We start from the raw sequence: 18,219 nt of genomic DNA, 5'->3' as shown, positions 1-18,219 counted from the left end.
CGAGAAATAACCATGTTGCTGTCCTCAACGCGTAAGGACTGGCTGGGTAACGTCCGTGGTGACGTACTGGCCGGAATTGTTGTCGCGCTCGCACTCATTCCAGAATCGATCGCCTTTTCCATCATTGCCGGTGTCGATCCCCAGGTAGGGCTCTACTCTGCTTTCTGTATCCCGGTAGTTATGGCTTTCTTTGGCGGGCGTCCGGCGATGATTTCTTCATCCACAGGTGCAATGGCGCTGCTGATGGTGACGCTGGTTAAAGACCACGGCCTTCAATATCTGTTGGCGGCTTCCATTCTGACGGGGGTCTTCCAACTGATAGCGGGTTATCTGAAATTAGGCAGACTGATGCGTTTTGTCTCACGCTCAGTGGTAACCGGATTCGTCAACGCGCTGGCAATTCTGATCTTTATGGCGCAATTACCTGAACTGACTAATGTGACCTGGCATGTTTATGCCATGACTGCGGCGGGTCTAGGAATTATTTATCTCTTCCCGTACCTTAACAAAACCATTCCTTCACCACTTGTCTGCATCGTGGTGCTGACTGGCATTGCCATGTGGCTGCATCTGGATGTACGAACTGTAGGTGACATGGGTAAACTTCCAGACAGCCTGCCTGCCTTCCTGCTTCCCGACGTGCCGCTAACTATCCAGACACTGCTCATCATCCTGCCATATTCTGCGGGGCTTGCGGTTGTTGGCCTGCTTGAGTCAATGATGACCGCTACTATCGTGGATGACATGACCGATACCCCCAGTGACAAGAACCGGGAATGCAAAGCGCAGGGTATCGCCAATATTTGTGCGCCCTTTGTCGGAGGAATGGCTGGGTGTGCGATGATCGGGCAGTCGGTTATCAACGTAAAATCAGGCGGGCGTGGGCGACTTTCTACTCTCACGGCTGGCGTAGTGCTGCTTTGCCTGATTGTGTTCCTACGTGACTGGGTATCTCAGATCCCCATGGCAGCGCTCGTCGCGGTGATGATTATGGTATCCATCGGAACGTTCTCCTGGCGCTCGATTACCAACCTGCGTACACATCCACTTTCAACCAGCGTGGTCATGCTCGCCACTGTCGCTGTCGTGGTTGCAACACATAATCTGGCCTTTGGCGTGCTGACTGGCGTACTGATAGCCTCTCTCAACTTTGCCACAAAAATATCCCGGTTCATGAGAGTCACTTCTGTTCTTGAGGATTCGAGCCGAACCTATACCGTTACCGGCCAGGTTTTTTTTGCCTCGGCAGACCGCTTTACCAGACACTTTAATTTCCGCGAAACCATTGAGCATGTGGTGATAGATGTTTCACATGCCCATTTCTGGGACATCACATCCGTCAGCGCTCTGGATAAGGTGGTCATTAAGTTCCGCAGAGAAGGCACGGAAGTTGAGATCCGTGGGATGAACGAAGCTACCAGCACCATCGTTGACCGTTTTGGTGTTCACGATAAACCCGAAGCACTCGAAAAAGCAGGCTTCTGATACTTCGTTAACACGGGTCCCCAGAAAAAAGGGCGAGAACTCTCGCCCTTTCATCATCTCGACTATTTTACCTACACAATCAACTTAAGCGATGCCCCTTTTCATCAACCACCTTCTCACCGTCTTCCTTGGTAAACGCACTTTTCTGCGCCTCTGGAAGAATATCCAACACGACTTCAGAAGGGCGGCACAGCCGGGTTCCCAGCGGCGTCACGACAATGGGACGGTTAATCAGGATCGGATGCTGCAACATAAAGTCGATGAGTTGATCGTCAGTAAAACGGTCTTCGGCAAGCCCTAACGTTTCATACGGCTCAACGTTTTTACGCAGCAGAGCCCGTACTGCAATGCCCATATCGGCAATAAGTTTGCCCAACTCATCGCGTGATGGTGGCGTCTCAAGATAATGAATAATAGTCGGTTCGGTGCCGCTGTTACGGATCATCTCCAACGTATTACGCGAGGTGCCGCAGGCCGGGTTGTGATAAATGGTAATGTTGCTCATATCAGGATCTCATTACAGAGTAACAGAGAGACGTAGCGCCAGCGCGGCCAGCGTTACAAACAGCACAGGCAGCGTCATGATAATCCCGGTGCGGAAGTAATATCCCCAAGTGATCGTCATGTTCTTCTGTGAAAGTACGTGCAGCCACAACAGCGTTGCCAGGCTACCAATAGGAGTTATTTTAGGCCCCAGATCGCAGCCAATCACATTGGCATAAATCATTGCTTCCTTGATAACCCCTGAAGCGGTGCTGCCATCAATCGACAATGCGCCGACCAGCACGGTAGGCATGTTGTTCATGATAGATGACAGGAATGCGGTCAGGAGCCCTGTGCCAAAGGTGGCGGCCCAAAGCCCTTGGTCTGCCAGTAAACTCAACACGCCAGAGAGATATTCTGTTAGTCCGGCATTACGTAAACCATAGACAACCAGATACATCCCCAGTGAGAAAATCACAATCTGCCAGGGCGCACCGCGCAGCACTTTACCGGTGTTAATGGCATGTCCTCTTTTAGCGACGACAAACAGGATAGCGGCTCCAACAGCCGCAATAGCGCTAACCGGGATCCCTAATGGTTCCAGCACAAAAAAACCGACCAGCAGAAGAAGTAATACAATCCAGCCGGTTCTGAACGTCGTCGGGTCCTTGATTGCGAGTGCGGGTTGTTTCAGACGTTTCAGGTCATAGGTCGGCGGAATATCTTTACGAAAGAACAGATGCAGCATCACCAGCGTGGCAATAATGGCGGCAATATCCACCGGCACCATCACTGAAGCGTATTCAGTGAAACCCAGATGGAAGAAGTCTGCCGAAACAATATTGACCAGGTTCGACACAATAAGCGGTAGGCTGGCGGTATCGGCAATAAACCCAGCGGCCATAACGAAAGCCAACGTAGCGCTTTTACTGAACCCGAGAGCCAGTAGCATAGCGATAACGATCGGTGTCAGAATGAGAGCCGCACCATCATTGGCAAATAGCGCTGCCACCGCCGCACCGAGCAGAACGATATAGGTAAACAACAGGCGACCACGGCCATTTCCCCAGCGGGAAACGTGCAGAGCTGCCCACTCAAAAAAGCCAGACTCATCCAGCAGCAGGCTGATAATAATGACGGCAATAAAGGTTGCGGTGGCGTTCCAGACGATATTCCACACTACCGGGATATCCGCAATGTGTACCACCCCCGACACCAGAGCCAGTATCGCGCCCAGAGTGGCACTCCAGCCGATCCCTAACCCCTTCGGCTGCCAGATTACCAACACGATGGTCAGGATGAAAATTGCTCCTGCCAGTAACATAAAACCTCCTGACAGGGCAGCGTAACTGCCCTGTATCTGTTAAAAATCAACCTGCGAGCTGTTTGAGTTTGTCGATACCTGTTGGCTCTACTGCAAGAACAGGAACCAACGCAACACGGTTAGTATGCTGGCGCTTAACGGCCTCTATTTGAGGTAGCTCCTGCTGCGCACGCTGACGAAGCAGCGGTGAATGAGTTTCCGCGATGGAAAGACTGTTATTGATAATCCAGCCCCAGGGATGGATCCCCGCCCGTTCAAGATCGGCCTGCAAATTTGCCGCCTCCAACACGGGGGTAGTTTCAGGCAGCGTGACCAGTAAGACTTTGGTGCGCTGCGAGTCCTGAAGCTGCATCATCGGCGTCGTGAAATGAGCTTTATCTCCCATTTTCTTTGCTATCTCCCGGTGATATGCCCCGGTGGCATCAAGTAACAACAATGTATGCCCGGTCGGTGCCGTATCCATGACAACGAATCGTTTACCCGCTTCCCGGATCACCCGCGAGAAAGCCTGGAAAACAGCAATCTCTTCAGTACAGGGAGAGCGTAAATCCTCTTCCAACAGATGTTTCCCCGCCTCATCCAAGTCACGTCCTTTGGTTTCAAGGATATGCTGACGATAACGTTCTGTTTCAGCATGAGGGTCTATTCTGCTGACCTGCAGGTTATTTAGGCTTCCATTGAGGGTTGTACTGAGGTGCGCAGCAGGATCTGACGTCGTGAGATGCACATCAAATCCCATCTCGGCCAGCCTGACTGCTATTGCAGCAGCCATGGTTGTTTTACCCACGCCACCTTTGCCCATCAGCATAATCAGGCCATGTTCACTGCGGGCAATCTCGTCAACCAAAGTGGACAGTGACGGGAGCGATGGTTGTTGCAGCGAGTGTTCTTCAGCGAAGGAAACTGTTTCAGGCCCGGAGGCGAGAAGCCCCCTTAGTGCAGGAACGCCAACCATATTTACTGGTTGAAGGAATAAGGTGTCCGTTGGCAGACCGGCCAGACCGACAGGAAGGGTTGCCAATGCCTCCTGCTCCCGGCCCCATATTGCAGCCGCCAATGCATCGTTTACCGCTGCTGTTTCAGGTAAAACACCGTTGATGACCAGATACTGATTTTTGAGGCCAATCGCCGCAAGCTCATTATGAGTACGGGCGACCTCCTGCAGCGTGGATTTTTGCAGTCTTGCCACTAAAACCAACCGCGTACGCTCCGGGTCAGACAAAACCTTAACGGCGTGCGAATATTGCTCACGCTGTTTTTCCAGCCCTGCCATCGGGCCAAGACAGGAAGCCCCGTCTGGATTACTCTCAATAAAGCCACTCCACGCTCTAGGTAACTGGAGAAGGCGAATGGTGTGGCCCGTAGGCGCGGTATCAAAAATGATATGGTCAAAACGGGTCAATAATGATGCGTCAGTCAGCAACCCGGTAAATTCATCAAAAGCTGCAATTTCTGTGGTACATGCACCTGAGAGTTGCTCGTTAATACTGTTAACGACATCATCAGGCAGAATGCCTTTGATGGGATCAACAATTCTGGCCCGATATTCCTGGGCGGCTGCCTGTGGATCAATTTCCAGCGCTGAAAGTCCTGGTACAGAGATCACAGGCAGAATGGTGTTGCCAATAGTCTGGTCAAAGACCTGGCCGACATTTGAAGCCGGATCGGTGCTGACAAGCAGAACCCGCTTGCCCTGCTCCGCCAGACGGATAGCCGTGGCGCAGGAAATAGAGGTTTTACCGACGCCCCCTTTACCGGTAAAAAACAGGTAAGGGGGAATATTCTGTAAGAATTTCATCTGTCCTCCAGACATGTTCAGCAACAGGAAGTCTTACCGCCACAGCAACCCGTAGGAGCTAATCCTATCTTCTCCAGTGGTATACTAAACCAGCGAGCCAACTCGGCACGTTTCGGGTATCGCCCTGCCATTACCGTTTCTCCGTCCAGTAACAGCAGTGGCAGTCCTTCAGCCCCCGATGCCTCAAGGAACGCTTTAGCTTTCTCGTTTTGTACAAAGTTCATGGGTTGCTGCGCCAGGTTATAACGGTCAACCTGGACGCCTCGCTGTTTCAGCCATTGCACATCCGCAGAAAAATCAACCAGAAACTGCTCGACCTCAGTACCGCAAACGCCGGTACTACAGCACATCGCTGGGTCAAACACCGTTAACGTTTTCATTTTTAACACCTCACATTCGAAAAAACATATGTGTATAGGTAAATTTTTTTAAAGACAAATAGCCTTGCCGCTGCCAGAGCAGTTGGCTGATACCAGCTTGCGAGCAATGCTCTGAACGTCTTCTTGTTGGCTTAACCAGGCCTGCTCGATAACCTGAGCAGCCCAGGAAGGAATATGCGGAGATAATCTGTAGTGAACCCATTTCCCCTGCTTACGATCCAGCAACAGTTCGCTTTCCCGTAACATTGCCAGATGGCGGGAGATCTTGGGCTGCGACTGCTCCAATGCTGCGCAAAGATCGCACACACACAACTCCCCCATCTCCTTGAGCAGGAGCACGATACCCAGACGGGTTTCATCGGATAGGTTTTTGAAGAGCTGTAAGGGGGTAAGCGGCATAGTTGTCTCCTGATGATCGATCTTAATCATAATCGGATTGGATATGGAGTCAATTACATATTCGAATTTTCATATGTGAAATCACGAATAACCGCAAACGTTGATGCCAGTTTGCCTTGTAACGTGATAGCACGGCACAATTTTATCACTGGCTGAGCAAAGTAAATGAGCCATACCCGCGAATATCCCTGATTGCGTAGGCTTAAGCTTTTTATGGATGATTGATCCTATTGCAAAATAACCCGCGTCGTAGAGTTTTCCAAACTCAGCCACGCGAACTTTTGCAAATGTAGTCATACAGGCGCTGGGTATCCGCCAGTGAACAGAGCCGCGTTCCAAGATTAAGCGTGGCTGCACTGCCTGCTGCAACGCCGAACCGAACCATATCCACCAGCTCTGCCCCGTTCGCCAATTTCAGCACCATCGCGCCTACCATGCTGTCACCTGCCCCGACGGTGCTAAGTTTCTTCACCGGTGGCGGGACTATCTGTATACAGGTATCACTATCAACGGCGAGAGCCCCTTGAGGGCCGAGTGATACAACAACCCGCTCAGCTCCGCCCTGTTGTACCAACTCCTTAGCGGCAGCCCGGACATCATCAGGATGCTCCAATGACCGCCCGATAAGCGCAGACAGTTCATTCTGATTCGGTTTTACCAAAGCCAGCCCCCCTACATCCAGGCAGGCCTGTAAAGCATCCCCGGAACTGTCGACGATACACTGCAATCCCATGGCTTGCGCCTGCTTAATCAGGTCGGTTAATTTTGCCAGCGTGGTGCCCGGTGGCAAGCTGCCACTCACCACCAGAATCGAACCATGGGGGATCTTCTGCACCTTCAACAGAATCTGGTCAAACTCGGCATCATTAACCCTTGCCCCTGGCATAACAAAACGAAACTGTTCACCGCTATTATCCACATGGACATGCAGGTTCTGCCTTGTCCAGTCCTGAGCTTTCAGGGTTTCTGTAACAATGCCTTCCCGATCAAGCAACTCTTTTAAGTGCTCACCCGTTGGCCCACCAATGGGAAAAATCGCACTGGCTTGCCCACCAAGATAAACAACGGCACGGGCAACATTGATACCGCCCCCACCAGGTTCAAAAATGGGGGTGGTGCAGCGCAGTTTCCCTTCAGGGTAGATCTTGGGAGTGGTCGTCGCACTATCGAGAGAAGGGGAAAGTGTTAAAGTAAAAATCTGAGTCATGATGGTCAAATCCTCTTTTTCTGATTTTACTTTGTCGATTAGGTTGAGGAAGAAAAGGGAAAATATGGGTCATGCACCGCGACTGGGAGCATTTACCCAAGCCAGAATATATCCGTACACCACAAGTATATACCTAAAGAGCTTAAGGATAATGTTAAGCAACGTGCAGCACTCAATGGCCGCTCGCTCAATGCGCAGCTGGTGCAGATTGTTCAAGATGCCATGTCCAGGCCTTCACCTGTTATTGGCTACCGTAGCGACACGGAAAAGTTAGCCGCTCAGCAGGCCGAAACCGTCAAGAAGATGGTTTTCTAAACACTCGTGCAGATGTATGCTGATAAAAAATAATTAGTTAGGACTCTGGGATGAAAAAGATCATCATTGCCATGTTGGCCTTGGCCTCACTACCCGCTAGCGCCGAGTGCTGGGTTGTGTCGAACTTAAAAGGCTCAACATTCATGAAGGATGATGCCTACAAACAAACGGATGACGGTTTTAGCGGCTCGTTCATGATAACCATTGATGAGAAAAACTCATCCGTTGTGACAAACGGCACAGACGCTGGAGGGATAAAATATATTCCTATATCCCAAAATACGCTTATTGGATTATCTCAGTCTGATTCTGGTGAGGCGGTTGAGACGTGGTCTATCAACAATGATGGAAAGGTCATGATGACAAAAGTCCTAACCGGATGGGGAGGGTTTGACTCCTCCAAAGCATTCGTTGGTGATGTAACTGGCAAATGCTAAACGCTACAGCCGGGGGCTATATATATAAAATTTTAGCGTTATCTTTGTTACTGGCGCCATGCGTTTCTAATGCTCAGTGCTGGGTGGTCTCCAACCTGAAAGGCCAGTCTCAATTCAGTCCTGAGTACAAACTTCAACAAGATGAGGCCGCTGGGACATACCATATTTCTATAAATGGGAATACAGCAAGCCTTACTTCAGTTGGTGATGTATATCAATCAGGACTTACGTACTCACCTGTGTCATCAACTTCTATGGTTGGAGAATCTCACGGGAAAAGTAACTCCTTCATCGAGACATGGGCGATTACACCTGATGGGAAAGTGCTCTACACTAAAACTCGGGCTAGTTCTTCACATTGGAGCCAATTGTCATCTTTCATCGGCGATGTTATCGGGGAGTGTTAGCCATCCTCAACTAATTATTAGAGCTTTTTATGGTAAATTAATTTTGTGCCTTATAGTAATTGTTTTAACTGGCTGCGTTCAATTCAGTCAGGTAAACCGCGGCGATGGAAAAGCATAGAAATGGTTCAGCATTATGTGCACCTCTCCTTTTCTCATTTAGCCGAACATGCGAGAAAAATTGACGAAGTCTTGGCGGGGGGATATCTCTAATCTGGCACTTTTGGAAAAAGTAGCAATCTGAATTTAGAGGTAACTATATGATTCAAAATGGTACGCCCTACAGGGCTCGAACCTGTGACCTACGGCTTAGAAGTGCGAAGGCAATACACTTCTAAGTATCTAAATAACCGCAAGATAGTTATTATTATCCAATTAAAACAATATGATAAATAAAAAACCTCATTGACGAAAATTGATGAGCGTTGATCTTTATAGCCTCAATTTACTTACACCAGCCGTTACATTAGCATCTGGTGTAAGTATTCAATAAGGAGCTACAAATGGCATCTTCGAGACAAAAATTCACCTTCGAACGATTACGTAGATTTGAACTAACTGAAGGAAAATCGCAAGAGTTTCTTTGGGATTCAGATGTAACAATGCTGGCCTGCCGTGCAACTAAAGGGACAAAAGCATTTATCTTCCAGAGTGTGTTTCTAGGGAAAACTCTGCGCATGACGATTGGCAAGATTAGCGACTGGAAAATCGATGATGCACGTACTGAAGCACGAAGACTTCAGATGCTTATTGATACAGGAATCGATCCCCGCGTTGCTAAGGCAGAGAAAATTGCTGCCGTAGAATCACAACAGGCTGAATCACGCAGAGGGAAAGTTATGTTCTCTACTGCCTGGGAAGAATATCTCAAAGAACTGAAAACGGGCATCAGCGCCAAAACTAAACGCCCTTACTCACCACGCTACCTTGCGGACCATATCAGGCTTTCTGATCGTGGGGGAAAGGCTAGAAAAGTCGGTGATGGTTTAACTATCGCCGCACCATTAGCATGTTTCCTGGATTTACCTTTATCAGAAATCACCCCAGTGCTCATTACTGAGTGGCTGACAAGGGAGAGACAAACCCGCCCGACGGTCACGGCCAACTCATACCGCATCCTTCGAACATTTTTGAAGTGGGTCGAGGACAACAAGCAGTTTCAGAGGATTATTCCAGTTGATCTCACCCAAGACCGTAATGTTAGAAAAATGGTACCAGTATCTGCCAGTAAAGCAGATGATTGCCTTCAGAAAGAGCAGCTGAAGAGCTGGTTCACTGAAGTAAGACGGTTAAGCAATCCTGTGATTTCAACCTATCTCCAGGTTCTTTTGCTCACGGGGGCACGGCGAGAGGAAATAGCATCTCTACGTTGGACCGATATTGATTTCAAATGGTCCAGCATGCGGATCAAGGATAAGGTTGAGGGCGAACGTATTATCCCATTGACACCTTATGTCTCAACTATTCTGGCTGAACTGGCTAGAACATCAAAAAGTGATGTTAGTAAAGATCGCTGGGTCTTTACCAGTAATAGTAAGAGTGGGAAAATTGTCGAGCCCCGAAAGGCACATAACCAAGCATTAGAGCAGGCAAACTTACCCCATATCAGTTTGCACGGCTTACGTCGGAGCTTTGGAACACTGTCAGAATGGGTGGAAGTACCAACAGGCGTTGTAGCGCAAATCATGGGGCACAAACCGAGCGCACTTGCGGAAAAGCATTACCGCCGACGCCCTTTAGATCTTTTGCGAAAATGGCATGAAAAGATTGAGACATGGATCTTAAAACAAGCAACAATTCGCGAAAAAATAAGTGTCGATCTGCGTTGATTTAATTAAAAATCAAATGGTTAGATTTTTTTGAAGGAATTGACAGAAATGGATTTTCAGGTGAGAATTCCAACTGTGTCCTTCATGACCACTTTTAAAACAGGAAATAAACATGATGATAGATTCAAGTATTGAGTCCACAGAAATCAGCCAGGAGGCTATCAGAGCTCGATGGGGGGTCAATTCAACAGTGTCACATCAGACTGTTAACATCTCAGAATCTTGGGAACAAGTTATCCAGCATCTGAAAGACGTTAGGTTTGGTTTTCATAAATCTGTGGCGCGTGCCAAAGAAAAATGTTCATTGCTCAGGAAAAGAATGCGCAACATTACGCTGCATAATGTTGTTGCCCGTATTGTGCCGTTCAAAAACCAGACATCAAGATCACATCAAAGTACAACAAAATCGGTAAAAAGCACTTCGCCTTCAGGATCAAGTGATGGTAGTGACCCCGATCCTGAAACTGTTTCCTCCTCGCTCAAAGTAGCTTCTTTCAAAAAACTCCTCCAAAAATTAATACAACCCAATGCTTTCTTTGCCCACATCTTAAACAATGAGGTGGCAAAATGAACGCATTCGAACTCTCAGATACCACCCAGCCACAACTCATTTCAACAACTGAGTTAGCTAAAATCATTAGCTATAAATCCCAAACCATTCGCAAATGGCTTTGCCAAGATAGATTACCTGAAGGGTTGCCTCGGCCAAAACAAATCAATGGTCGCCATTATTGGTTATATAAGGATGTAGAAAACTTTATATTAAGTTTCTCGGCTGAGGTAACCATTGATAATTAAGATAACCTTGTCCTTTTGTTTTTAATTTGCATGCTATTCCACTGTTAGCAGTGGAATAGTAGATTTGATGTTAAATAAAGGAAATCATTATGCCAATGAAAGTTACATTTTCTACAAATGACATTTCTACGATGAGCGTTTACAAAGAGGTTAGTCGAATCAAAAAACGTTCTGTATCCTTCGTTATTCGTCAAACACTACGTGAAGCTGCACCATCACTTTTGAAAAAACAAGTACCATTTCTTAGTGGAGCCATAAAAAAAACAGATTCAGAATTTTATCTAGATATATGGAAAAATCATATTCAGATGTCTAATGATATTCTGGATGCAATGAACTTTAAAAATAATATTATTGGACAGAGAATGGGCCATCTTGAGAGAGGTGAAATTATGGGGAAACTTAACAAGTTAATGAATGAAAGTGAAATAAAAAACACCATTTATATTTATATAGAAAGAAAAGTCAGTTACGCAAAAAGATTTGGATCGGGTATTAGCACTATCCTATCACTTAGAAAAACAATTCATGAGGGCATTTTTTTTGATATAAAAAGGGCTGTATTAATTCCTATCATTGAATTAATAGCTTACAGAATAGATAGTGTTTTAGAAAAGAATTGCATAGATTTTTCGTTTCCTCATATTTGCTGGATACCTATTTATTACATTAATGATAAGGCAGTGATGATCCCTGTCATTCGTAGATGTGACGTTTCATCTTTAGCTCAGTCTGAGGGTGAGATCATCATAATCAATCCTTTTGATGACGCAATCAGAAATGAAATTAATTAATGCAATAAAACACGACGCTGACTTTTTCTCATAACAAATAAATCTGTTAAACAGGTTTTTACATTATCACACAACAAACATGAAACTAAACCATGATGCTTTAAGGCACTTAGAGGTAGCTTTAATTAATAACTGATACCGGAGTTAAGCAGAATGTCTAGATTTTTTTACCATTTATACCGGAATGTGGGTGAGGTTGAGGTTGAGGATCAGAATCTTAAGTCGGAGATTGAAGACGTTCGCAAAGCTTTATCGATAAGTTCGGAACGGACACTGATTGACAGTCAGCCGTCACCCAACAAATTGAATTCTTTGGAAATCCTTATCAACCGAGGGATGGGCAGAGGCGACGATCTGGTTGTGTTAGAACTCAATAGTTTGGGGATCAACGCAGAGGAGATCCAGGAGAACATAATACGATGCGCTAAAAAGGCTATACGCATTCATTGTTACTTCCCTCAAAAGAAGCTAACCCCGGCTGCTGATGGGTATGTTTTTACTTTATTACTTCCGCAGATACAAAATGAATGCAGGAAGGTAAGTTTATCGGCGTTGAAGACCAGGAATGTTACTAAACCATTAGGGAGGAAAGAAGGAAGTGAATACTACAATGATATTCTGACATGTAAGACCATGGGACTGACACAATCACAAACAGCTGAAAAATTGAGGATCAGTATATCGACTGTTAAGCGTAATTGGAATAAAGGAATTATCGGTTAATTCAACAAGCTAATTACAGAGTAACTTTTAAACAGTCATCACAGGCTGGGACTAACTTCATCTCAAATTTAGGTGTAGGAAAAGGTATTATAATGGCTATATAATCTCACTACCTATTAATAGTTAGCTAAGAGATATATTACCAGTCAGATTACAACAGTATGTCCATACTAAGATCTGATACCAGTATATACCCCTGCCTTTGAGTAAGTATAGCCCTACCTTTGTGGCAATAACCAATATGGTCCCTGACAGATCGTAGGACCAACTACATAGGTATATATTATGAACACATACATTGGGTCGCATGGATTACACAATGCAGACAATCTAGACACAATACTTGAGGTACTCGGCTATGCCACCAATGAGTATTCCAGCGTTATGGCTGTGCGTGCTGATTTCCATTATCCCCCCATACTGGAAGATACCGTCTGCTGCTTCCCTAACCTTAAACCTGGAGCAATATCCCGGTCCATAAACGCGTTAAAAGAGATGTTGAAAAACAGTGAGCGGCGAAGAAAACGTAACGGTACACAGGTCCACCGCAATACCCTGCGTAATGTATGGGCTAAAGAATTCAGCCAGTCAGGGAAATGCCACTTCCACGTTTGCTTTGTATTCAACGAACAGGCCTACAACAAGCTGGGAGATTATAATATCGACACCAGCTTACGAATGATGATCACCAGAGCCTGGTACAGTGCATTAGGACTGGAACTGGAGGACTACCCTGGGTTGGTTCACTTCCCTGATAACTGCCGGTATATCCTGGACCGAAACTCAGCAGATTATATCTATGAGTACGGGGAGCTACTACATCGACTGGACTATTTGACCAAACTTGATAGCAAAATTTACGAAGAAGGTGAACGCAACTTCGGAGGTAGTCGGAAATAGCCATGTGAGCAGGCCTTCTCTGCGTGGGAAGGCCTTTTTTACTTCAGAGTTAAGTAATATGCCCCACGATCGCACAAATTAACCGGTAATCAGTGACGTAGAAAATCTCCGGGCTATCAGCGCTTTGCTCACCGATAAAGAAGACCCAAGCCTTATCTTTTAATCTTTTTGCTTTAGCTTCCTGTGCCTCTGTCCGAGCAGCTTCCAACTCTTTACTTACCACTGTCCGCTTGGCTTTTGACCACCCAGCCCATTTTATGTGGATCTGGTAACTTCGGGAAGGTTTACGCTTTCCTGATTCGTCTTCTGCCCACGCGCCAGACAACGAGATGATGAGTTTTTCATCATCTTCAACAAATTTATTCCAGAGTAGTTCAGCATAAAAGATCTTTGGCTCCGGGTAGGGCTGAATTTTACTTTGGAGCTTTTTAAACACATCTGAGTAAGTTTGCCCCTTGATACCAGGAACGTTTAGCGACATTCCTCGATCATATGGGAAGCGGATGAAGGCACGGCAAATATTGCGGATAGTATTCACTTGACGCCGGGATTGTCGTTCAGGTGAATTACCTTCACCAGATACTGAGGATGCTGAACGCGTCGAACTGGACTTGCTTTCATCACCTGCGATACTTGGTTCAACAACCGGGCGTTGCTCAATCAACTTTAATCCCGAGGGCATTAAACTTGGAGCACTGTCCAGTATGTTGCGGACACTCTCCTTCTGCCCCTGGCGAATTACTGTGCTTTCAGCATCAGCATCACATTCATGATGATGTTGAATATGGCGTTTCTTTTTAAAATAGGCTCTGACTTTTTTATCTTTTTCCCATGCAGCCGGATGCATGGTTATACCACATCCCCAGCACACGTAGCCTTCAGTATCAACGCTATCCAGCAGCCAGAGATCTTCAGCCTCGACTTTTTCTCCGGTACGTTTATCACGTGCAGATTCCATTACTTTCTCCTTAACGCAGAACGTTTGTATAGGCTAGTAGCCTTTATTCAAACCGCTGTTCCCTTTCACTATCTTCCCGTTGTTCGCATTCTTTTTGGCGTTCTACCCACTGAATCATTTTTTCACAAACTACTTTGGCAGCCTCAGAGATACCTGGGCATTCGTGTTTGAGCAATTGACCCATCGCATCCGCTCTAAGTTGCATGACGTTCGCCCGACTTCCAGACCAAGATGAAGGAATAACTCGCTCAGCGAAAGAATCAAGAACAGCTTTTGGATTAGGTGAGGCCTCAAGAAACTTGATAGCATCTTCCGTCAAGGTAAGTTCGTTCTGCTCGGGATCTTTTGGTGCTTCATAGATCAATGCATCCTTTGACCAAAGAGTTATACCAGCCGCAATAGAAGGCCATACGTGTGGATCATTTTTTGCCTTACACCACTCAATTAAGTCGTCGACATCAATTTTGGCAAGCGGTAACCCACGTGAGCTACTACGGTTAATAAAAAATAATCTTCTTTTTTTCTGTTCTTCATCCCCTTCAAAAATGCGATCAAGGAATGCCTCAGGCATCAATGCTGCGGTTGCCTCAATGGACTTTTTAAAAGACTGAATATAACCGTAGTGCCTATCAACAAAAGAAAAAATGGTGTCCAGCCATTCTAACTTTTCTGACTCATTGCCATCAAAACGCAGCGCAGCACCAACGACGAGCTCCATTCTATAATCTCTGGACCCACCAGAGACATTATCATCTCTGTTGAGTCTATGGATTGCGGCTCTCAGGCCAGCCTGCCTAAGGTCCGTACCAAGAGTATCAACTGTTTTATCCTTGCCATGAACCTTCATGCTGAGAGCATCTAAAACTACATCATCGCCATTTGGTTTACTCAGCAACTGGAGAGTAAGATCAAGAACACAGTCTCTTGGTAAATTAGCATATTGCTCTCCCCACAGGATCGGTCCATACATGGACAAATTAGTGCCAGACTCATCCAGAAGCGTCATGCAGCGCTCCAAATCCTGTACTGTGAACTCCCGCCGCGGATGCAAGCTAACCAATACCTGTCTAAGTTCAGAATGCTGCACGCATTGGTCAAGAAACTCCTGCGCTAATGCTGGATCAACAGAGTCAACTTCTTCAATGAAGCCACCTATGACTTCAAAGCCTTTATTAATACCTGGCTGCTTTTCTATTTGTTCAACAAGTCGCTGCCAGCCAACACGTAGATCATGTGCCCCTCGAGCAAGTCCTCGACCAAAGACGGCGCGATAGGGCATTCCACCGATGAAAAACAGCTCTGCTCCTAACTCCTCAAGCACATGATTTGATAAGGCAAAGTCCTGTCCCAATTGAAGTACTTTGGCTTCCAGTCGTTTTCCGGCTGCGGCATATTTATTGGAGTCCTCATGATCGAAATCCGCATCCAGTGCCCAATAATCATGATTTGTACTCAACACATATGTCTTTATTGTTGGAATTAACTCCGTGGGCTCCAACTCCTTCTCTAAGGCAGCAAGATTGTCCGGCAACTGCTCAACATCATCTCCATCGCTACGCTTGGTATAGTCAAAATAGACCATTGAACGAACGGCTTTCCAACCTTCCCCCCAAGGACTAAAAGCATTTAATGTACGGGCAGCATCAACGAGTTTGTCTCGCATTGCTTCTTGAAACCAAACTCCCCTGAATTCGTTAGCGAGGATTGATCGTGCGGGCCCTTCAAGCTCAGGATCTCCGGAAGTCCCTAATCGGACCACAACGTCAATAAAGGCGCTGCGCCATTCTACAAGTTCATCATAGTTGGGTTCGTATCCATAGTCCCTTGGTCGGGCTCCAAACTCATTCACCCCAAACCCTGACCACGGTGGGCCGTCCAAGGCAGTTGACAGCATTTTGAAACCTAGAGATCTGCGCGCCACCATGTCTGATGCAATGCATTCGTTCATTAAATCAATACGCTGGCTCAGGGATGAGTGAGTACCAGACAGGTACGCCTGGAAAAACCTTGGGACCATGTTTCGAGCAGAATGCTGGTCATTATTATCGGCTTCGTCGTCTGCCATTCGAATAAGGAGCCTGGCGCATCGCTCAAAGGCGTTCGGTTCGTATGCCAATACTTGTAAAAGACTGAGAACGCTTCGCCGCTGCGGGTTGTAGCTAGATTCCACACCTTTAAAATCAGATGAGGAGAGTACGGCCTCAATTCGGTTGAGTAATGCTTCAGGTGCAACTGGCCCGATATACTCAAGTATTCGTGCCGAAGCGTCATTTAGTTCGATTATACTCCCTAGCATGCCTTCAGGCTGAAACCAAGCTTCAACAATCTCTCTCGCAACAGGGTGGTCATGCAACAGCCCAAGCCGGTGTGCAAAAGACATTAATAAACGCTCACAATCCGGAGCTTCAAATGTCGCCCTAAGTTGATCAACCGGAATACTATTAAGTGCAGATGCTGCCAACTTGTTAGCAATGGCATGGGGAAGTATGGCTCTCCAGTGGGATCTCTTCTGAACAACATGACGTTCCATCAACTTCGTAACAGCTTTGAATAACTGGATTTTAGGATACCCAAAGAATGCACCCAATATTTCCAGTTCATCGGTAACAGCATCTGGACTAGAGACCGAGAACGAATATACCAGAGACAATATTTCAGCTTGCTCCCGTAAATTACCGTCGGGATGATTACGCTGTTCAAACAAGCGATTAAACAACTGCGCATCAGAAAGCAGAGCCAAACTCTCACCTTCCTTCCCCCTCTCCGCTATAGCCAAAGCAACTCTTGCATTTCCGTCTGCAAACTCAGCAATTCGGCGGGCATTATTCTGACCAATAGAAGGGAAGCGACGGATAAGAAGTTGCTCTGCCACCTCCGGACCATCTGTCTCAATGTGGATGACCTCTGTTGTCTGTGGTTTGTCATCTCTAATGTCGTACTCGATAGTGATGAGACTTACTTCTCTTCCAGAGGCTGATACTTTGCTGGCAAGTGAAGCGTGTAGTTCTGATGGGCAATTGTCGAGGATCATGATGGCTCGTCGGCCCTCAGCGATCAGCTTATCGAGCATCGCCGTTGCCGAAGGCACTGGCTCAGATCCAGTATCAACATAAATAGCTACTGTTCGGTCAAGCGCATCTGTTCCAACTGTTTCATCGAAGAGTGCCTGAACGATCCTTGTCTTCCCAACACCAGACAATCCTGTAATACGAACGGCCTTATTCGTTGACCGGATAAGAGCTCGCATTGGGCTAATTGCTTCATCAATTTTGAGTTTTTGCCCCTTTCCCGATGGCAAAGTAATGGTTACACCAGGGGCTGAGATTAAAGTGTCCGTAACACCTTGTGGTGGATTGCTCCACGCACCGTATGGTTGCCAACCGGAATACCCTTGTCCAAGTTTCCCTTTTGTCCACAGCATGACTGATTGGTGTTGGCGCAACCATTGAATGAGTTTGGAACGATCGTAGAAATCAAGATGAAGATTGCCTTTGTTGGGATCATCTTTTACTGCATCTCGCATTGCTTTGAGACGGTTCGCTTTTCCTGACGGCGAGCAATCATCGCCTAAGCTGACAATTATGTAGCTACCTTGCTTTCTAGCTTGTTCAGAGATGATCGATGAAAGCGCTTTGCCAGTGCCCATTTCCTTCTCGATTGCAGACTTTGGCATTTTAGATTTCTTTGCCTGAAACACGGTATCAGGCCTTACAAGAAAGCCAGCATTCAGTTGATCAACTGGAATCTGAACATGGATATCAACGCCTCCGTCAGGGGCAGTGATTGAACCAGACCAATTTACACATGCTGTGCGATGGCCATACATTGCCACTTCAGCTTCCGCAAGACTAGCAATCAGCTCTTCTAGCTGAGTATCGGAGAGCCGAAGTAATTCGTCTTTTTCAATGTCAAAGATTGCCACGCCTTCACCTTAGTAAAATTTCTGTCATAGTTCTTACACAAGGGACACTTATTTATCCGTTCC

General features: G+C 46.6%; 17 protein-coding genes. 9 read left to right on the top strand and 8 right to left on the bottom strand.

The features are described from left to right. Positions 1 to 12 precede the first annotated feature (12 nt). Positions 13 to 1,485 (top strand): SulP family inorganic anion transporter, encoded by a 1,473-nt coding sequence (locus KGP26_RS07060; protein ID WP_223665207.1) that lies wholly within the window; start codon positions 13 to 15, stop codon positions 1,483 to 1,485. 79 nt (positions 1,486 to 1,564) lie between these two features. On the opposite strand, the gene arsC is transcribed toward KGP26_RS07060, so the two are convergent. The 6 genes from arsC to pfkB form a co-directional block, all read right to left on the bottom strand. Then, complete coding sequence (gene arsC / locus KGP26_RS07055; protein ID WP_021805401.1) at positions 1,565 to 1,990, bottom strand: glutaredoxin-dependent arsenate reductase; 426 nt, start codon at positions 1,988 to 1,990, stop codon at positions 1,565 to 1,567. 12 nt (positions 1,991 to 2,002) lie between these two features. Then, positions 2,003 to 3,292 (bottom strand): arsenic transporter, encoded by a 1,290-nt coding sequence (locus KGP26_RS07050; protein ID WP_094981156.1) that lies wholly within the window; start codon positions 3,290 to 3,292, stop codon positions 2,003 to 2,005. A gap of 46 nt (positions 3,293 to 3,338) precedes the next feature. Further along, positions 3,339 to 5,090, bottom strand: a complete 1,752-nt coding sequence (gene arsA / locus KGP26_RS07045) for an arsenical pump-driving ATPase (RefSeq protein WP_223665206.1) — start codon at positions 5,088 to 5,090, stop codon at positions 3,339 to 3,341. 17 nt (positions 5,091 to 5,107) lie between these two features. Further along, positions 5,108 to 5,470: an arsenite efflux transporter metallochaperone ArsD gene (gene arsD / locus KGP26_RS07040; RefSeq protein WP_021805404.1), complete on the bottom strand. Its 363-nt coding sequence runs from the start codon at positions 5,468 to 5,470 to the stop codon at positions 5,108 to 5,110. 48 nt (positions 5,471 to 5,518) lie between these two features. Then, complete coding sequence (locus tag KGP26_RS07035) at positions 5,519 to 5,869, bottom strand: transcriptional regulator (RefSeq protein WP_094981158.1); 351 nt, start codon at positions 5,867 to 5,869, stop codon at positions 5,519 to 5,521. 265 nt (positions 5,870 to 6,134) lie between these two features. After that, positions 6,135 to 7,076, bottom strand: coding sequence for a 6-phosphofructokinase II (gene pfkB, locus KGP26_RS07030; protein WP_223537924.1), 942 nt, complete (start codon positions 7,074 to 7,076; stop codon positions 6,135 to 6,137). Positions 7,077 to 7,184: 108 nt separating this feature from the next. On the opposite strand from pfkB, the gene KGP26_RS07025 reads away from it, so the two are divergent. From KGP26_RS07025 to KGP26_RS06990, 8 genes are all read left to right on the top strand, one after another. Then, positions 7,185 to 7,391, top strand: a complete 207-nt coding sequence (locus tag KGP26_RS07025; RefSeq protein WP_179248312.1) for an Arc family DNA-binding protein — start codon at positions 7,185 to 7,187, stop codon at positions 7,389 to 7,391. A 50-nt stretch (positions 7,392 to 7,441) separates the two neighbouring features. Next, a complete protein-coding gene (locus KGP26_RS07020; protein WP_223537921.1) occupies positions 7,442 to 7,828 on the top strand; it encodes a hypothetical protein in 387 nt (128 codons plus the stop codon). Between the two features lie 907 nt (positions 7,829 to 8,735). After that, positions 8,736 to 10,061, top strand: coding sequence for an integrase family protein (locus KGP26_RS07015; protein ID WP_223665205.1), 1,326 nt, complete (start codon positions 8,736 to 8,738; stop codon positions 10,059 to 10,061). A gap of 112 nt (positions 10,062 to 10,173) precedes the next feature. Then, entirely contained in the window at positions 10,174 to 10,632 is a 459-nt protein-coding gene (locus KGP26_RS07010) for a hypothetical protein (RefSeq protein WP_223665204.1), read from the top strand. Next, complete coding sequence (locus tag KGP26_RS07005) at positions 10,629 to 10,859, top strand: AlpA family transcriptional regulator (protein ID WP_223665203.1); 231 nt, start codon at positions 10,629 to 10,631, stop codon at positions 10,857 to 10,859. Before KGP26_RS07010 ends, KGP26_RS07005 begins: the two co-directional genes overlap by 4 nt. Before the next feature lie 89 nt (positions 10,860 to 10,948). Then, complete coding sequence (locus tag KGP26_RS07000) at positions 10,949 to 11,653, top strand: hypothetical protein (protein WP_223665202.1); 705 nt, start codon at positions 10,949 to 10,951, stop codon at positions 11,651 to 11,653. 153 nt (positions 11,654 to 11,806) lie between these two features. Next, positions 11,807 to 12,376 carry a hypothetical protein gene (locus KGP26_RS06995; RefSeq protein WP_223665201.1) on the top strand — a complete coding sequence of 190 codons (570 nt, stop codon included), beginning with the start codon at positions 11,807 to 11,809 and terminating at the stop codon, positions 12,374 to 12,376. Between the two features lie 285 nt (positions 12,377 to 12,661). Beyond that, positions 12,662 to 13,276: an inovirus Gp2 family protein gene (locus KGP26_RS06990; RefSeq protein WP_223665200.1), complete on the top strand. Its 615-nt coding sequence runs from the start codon at positions 12,662 to 12,664 to the stop codon at positions 13,274 to 13,276. A gap of 49 nt (positions 13,277 to 13,325) precedes the next feature. On the opposite strand, the gene KGP26_RS06985 is transcribed toward KGP26_RS06990, so the two are convergent. Continuing rightward, a complete protein-coding gene (locus KGP26_RS06985; RefSeq protein WP_223665199.1) occupies positions 13,326 to 14,234 on the bottom strand; it encodes a hypothetical protein in 909 nt (302 codons plus the stop codon). Between the two features lie 43 nt (positions 14,235 to 14,277). Then, positions 14,278 to 18,156 (bottom strand): hypothetical protein, encoded by a 3,879-nt coding sequence (locus tag KGP26_RS06980; protein WP_223665198.1) that lies wholly within the window; start codon positions 18,154 to 18,156, stop codon positions 14,278 to 14,280. Between the last annotated feature and the right edge of the window lie 63 nt (positions 18,157 to 18,219).

The sequence above is a fragment of the Serratia sp. JSRIV002 genome, assembly GCF_019968725.1.
GTDB classification, from domain to species: domain Bacteria; phylum Pseudomonadota; class Gammaproteobacteria; order Enterobacterales; family Enterobacteriaceae; genus Chania; species Chania fonticola_B.
The sequence above is the reverse complement of the archived record's forward strand: the minus strand, read 5'-3'. Positions and strand labels throughout refer to the sequence as shown.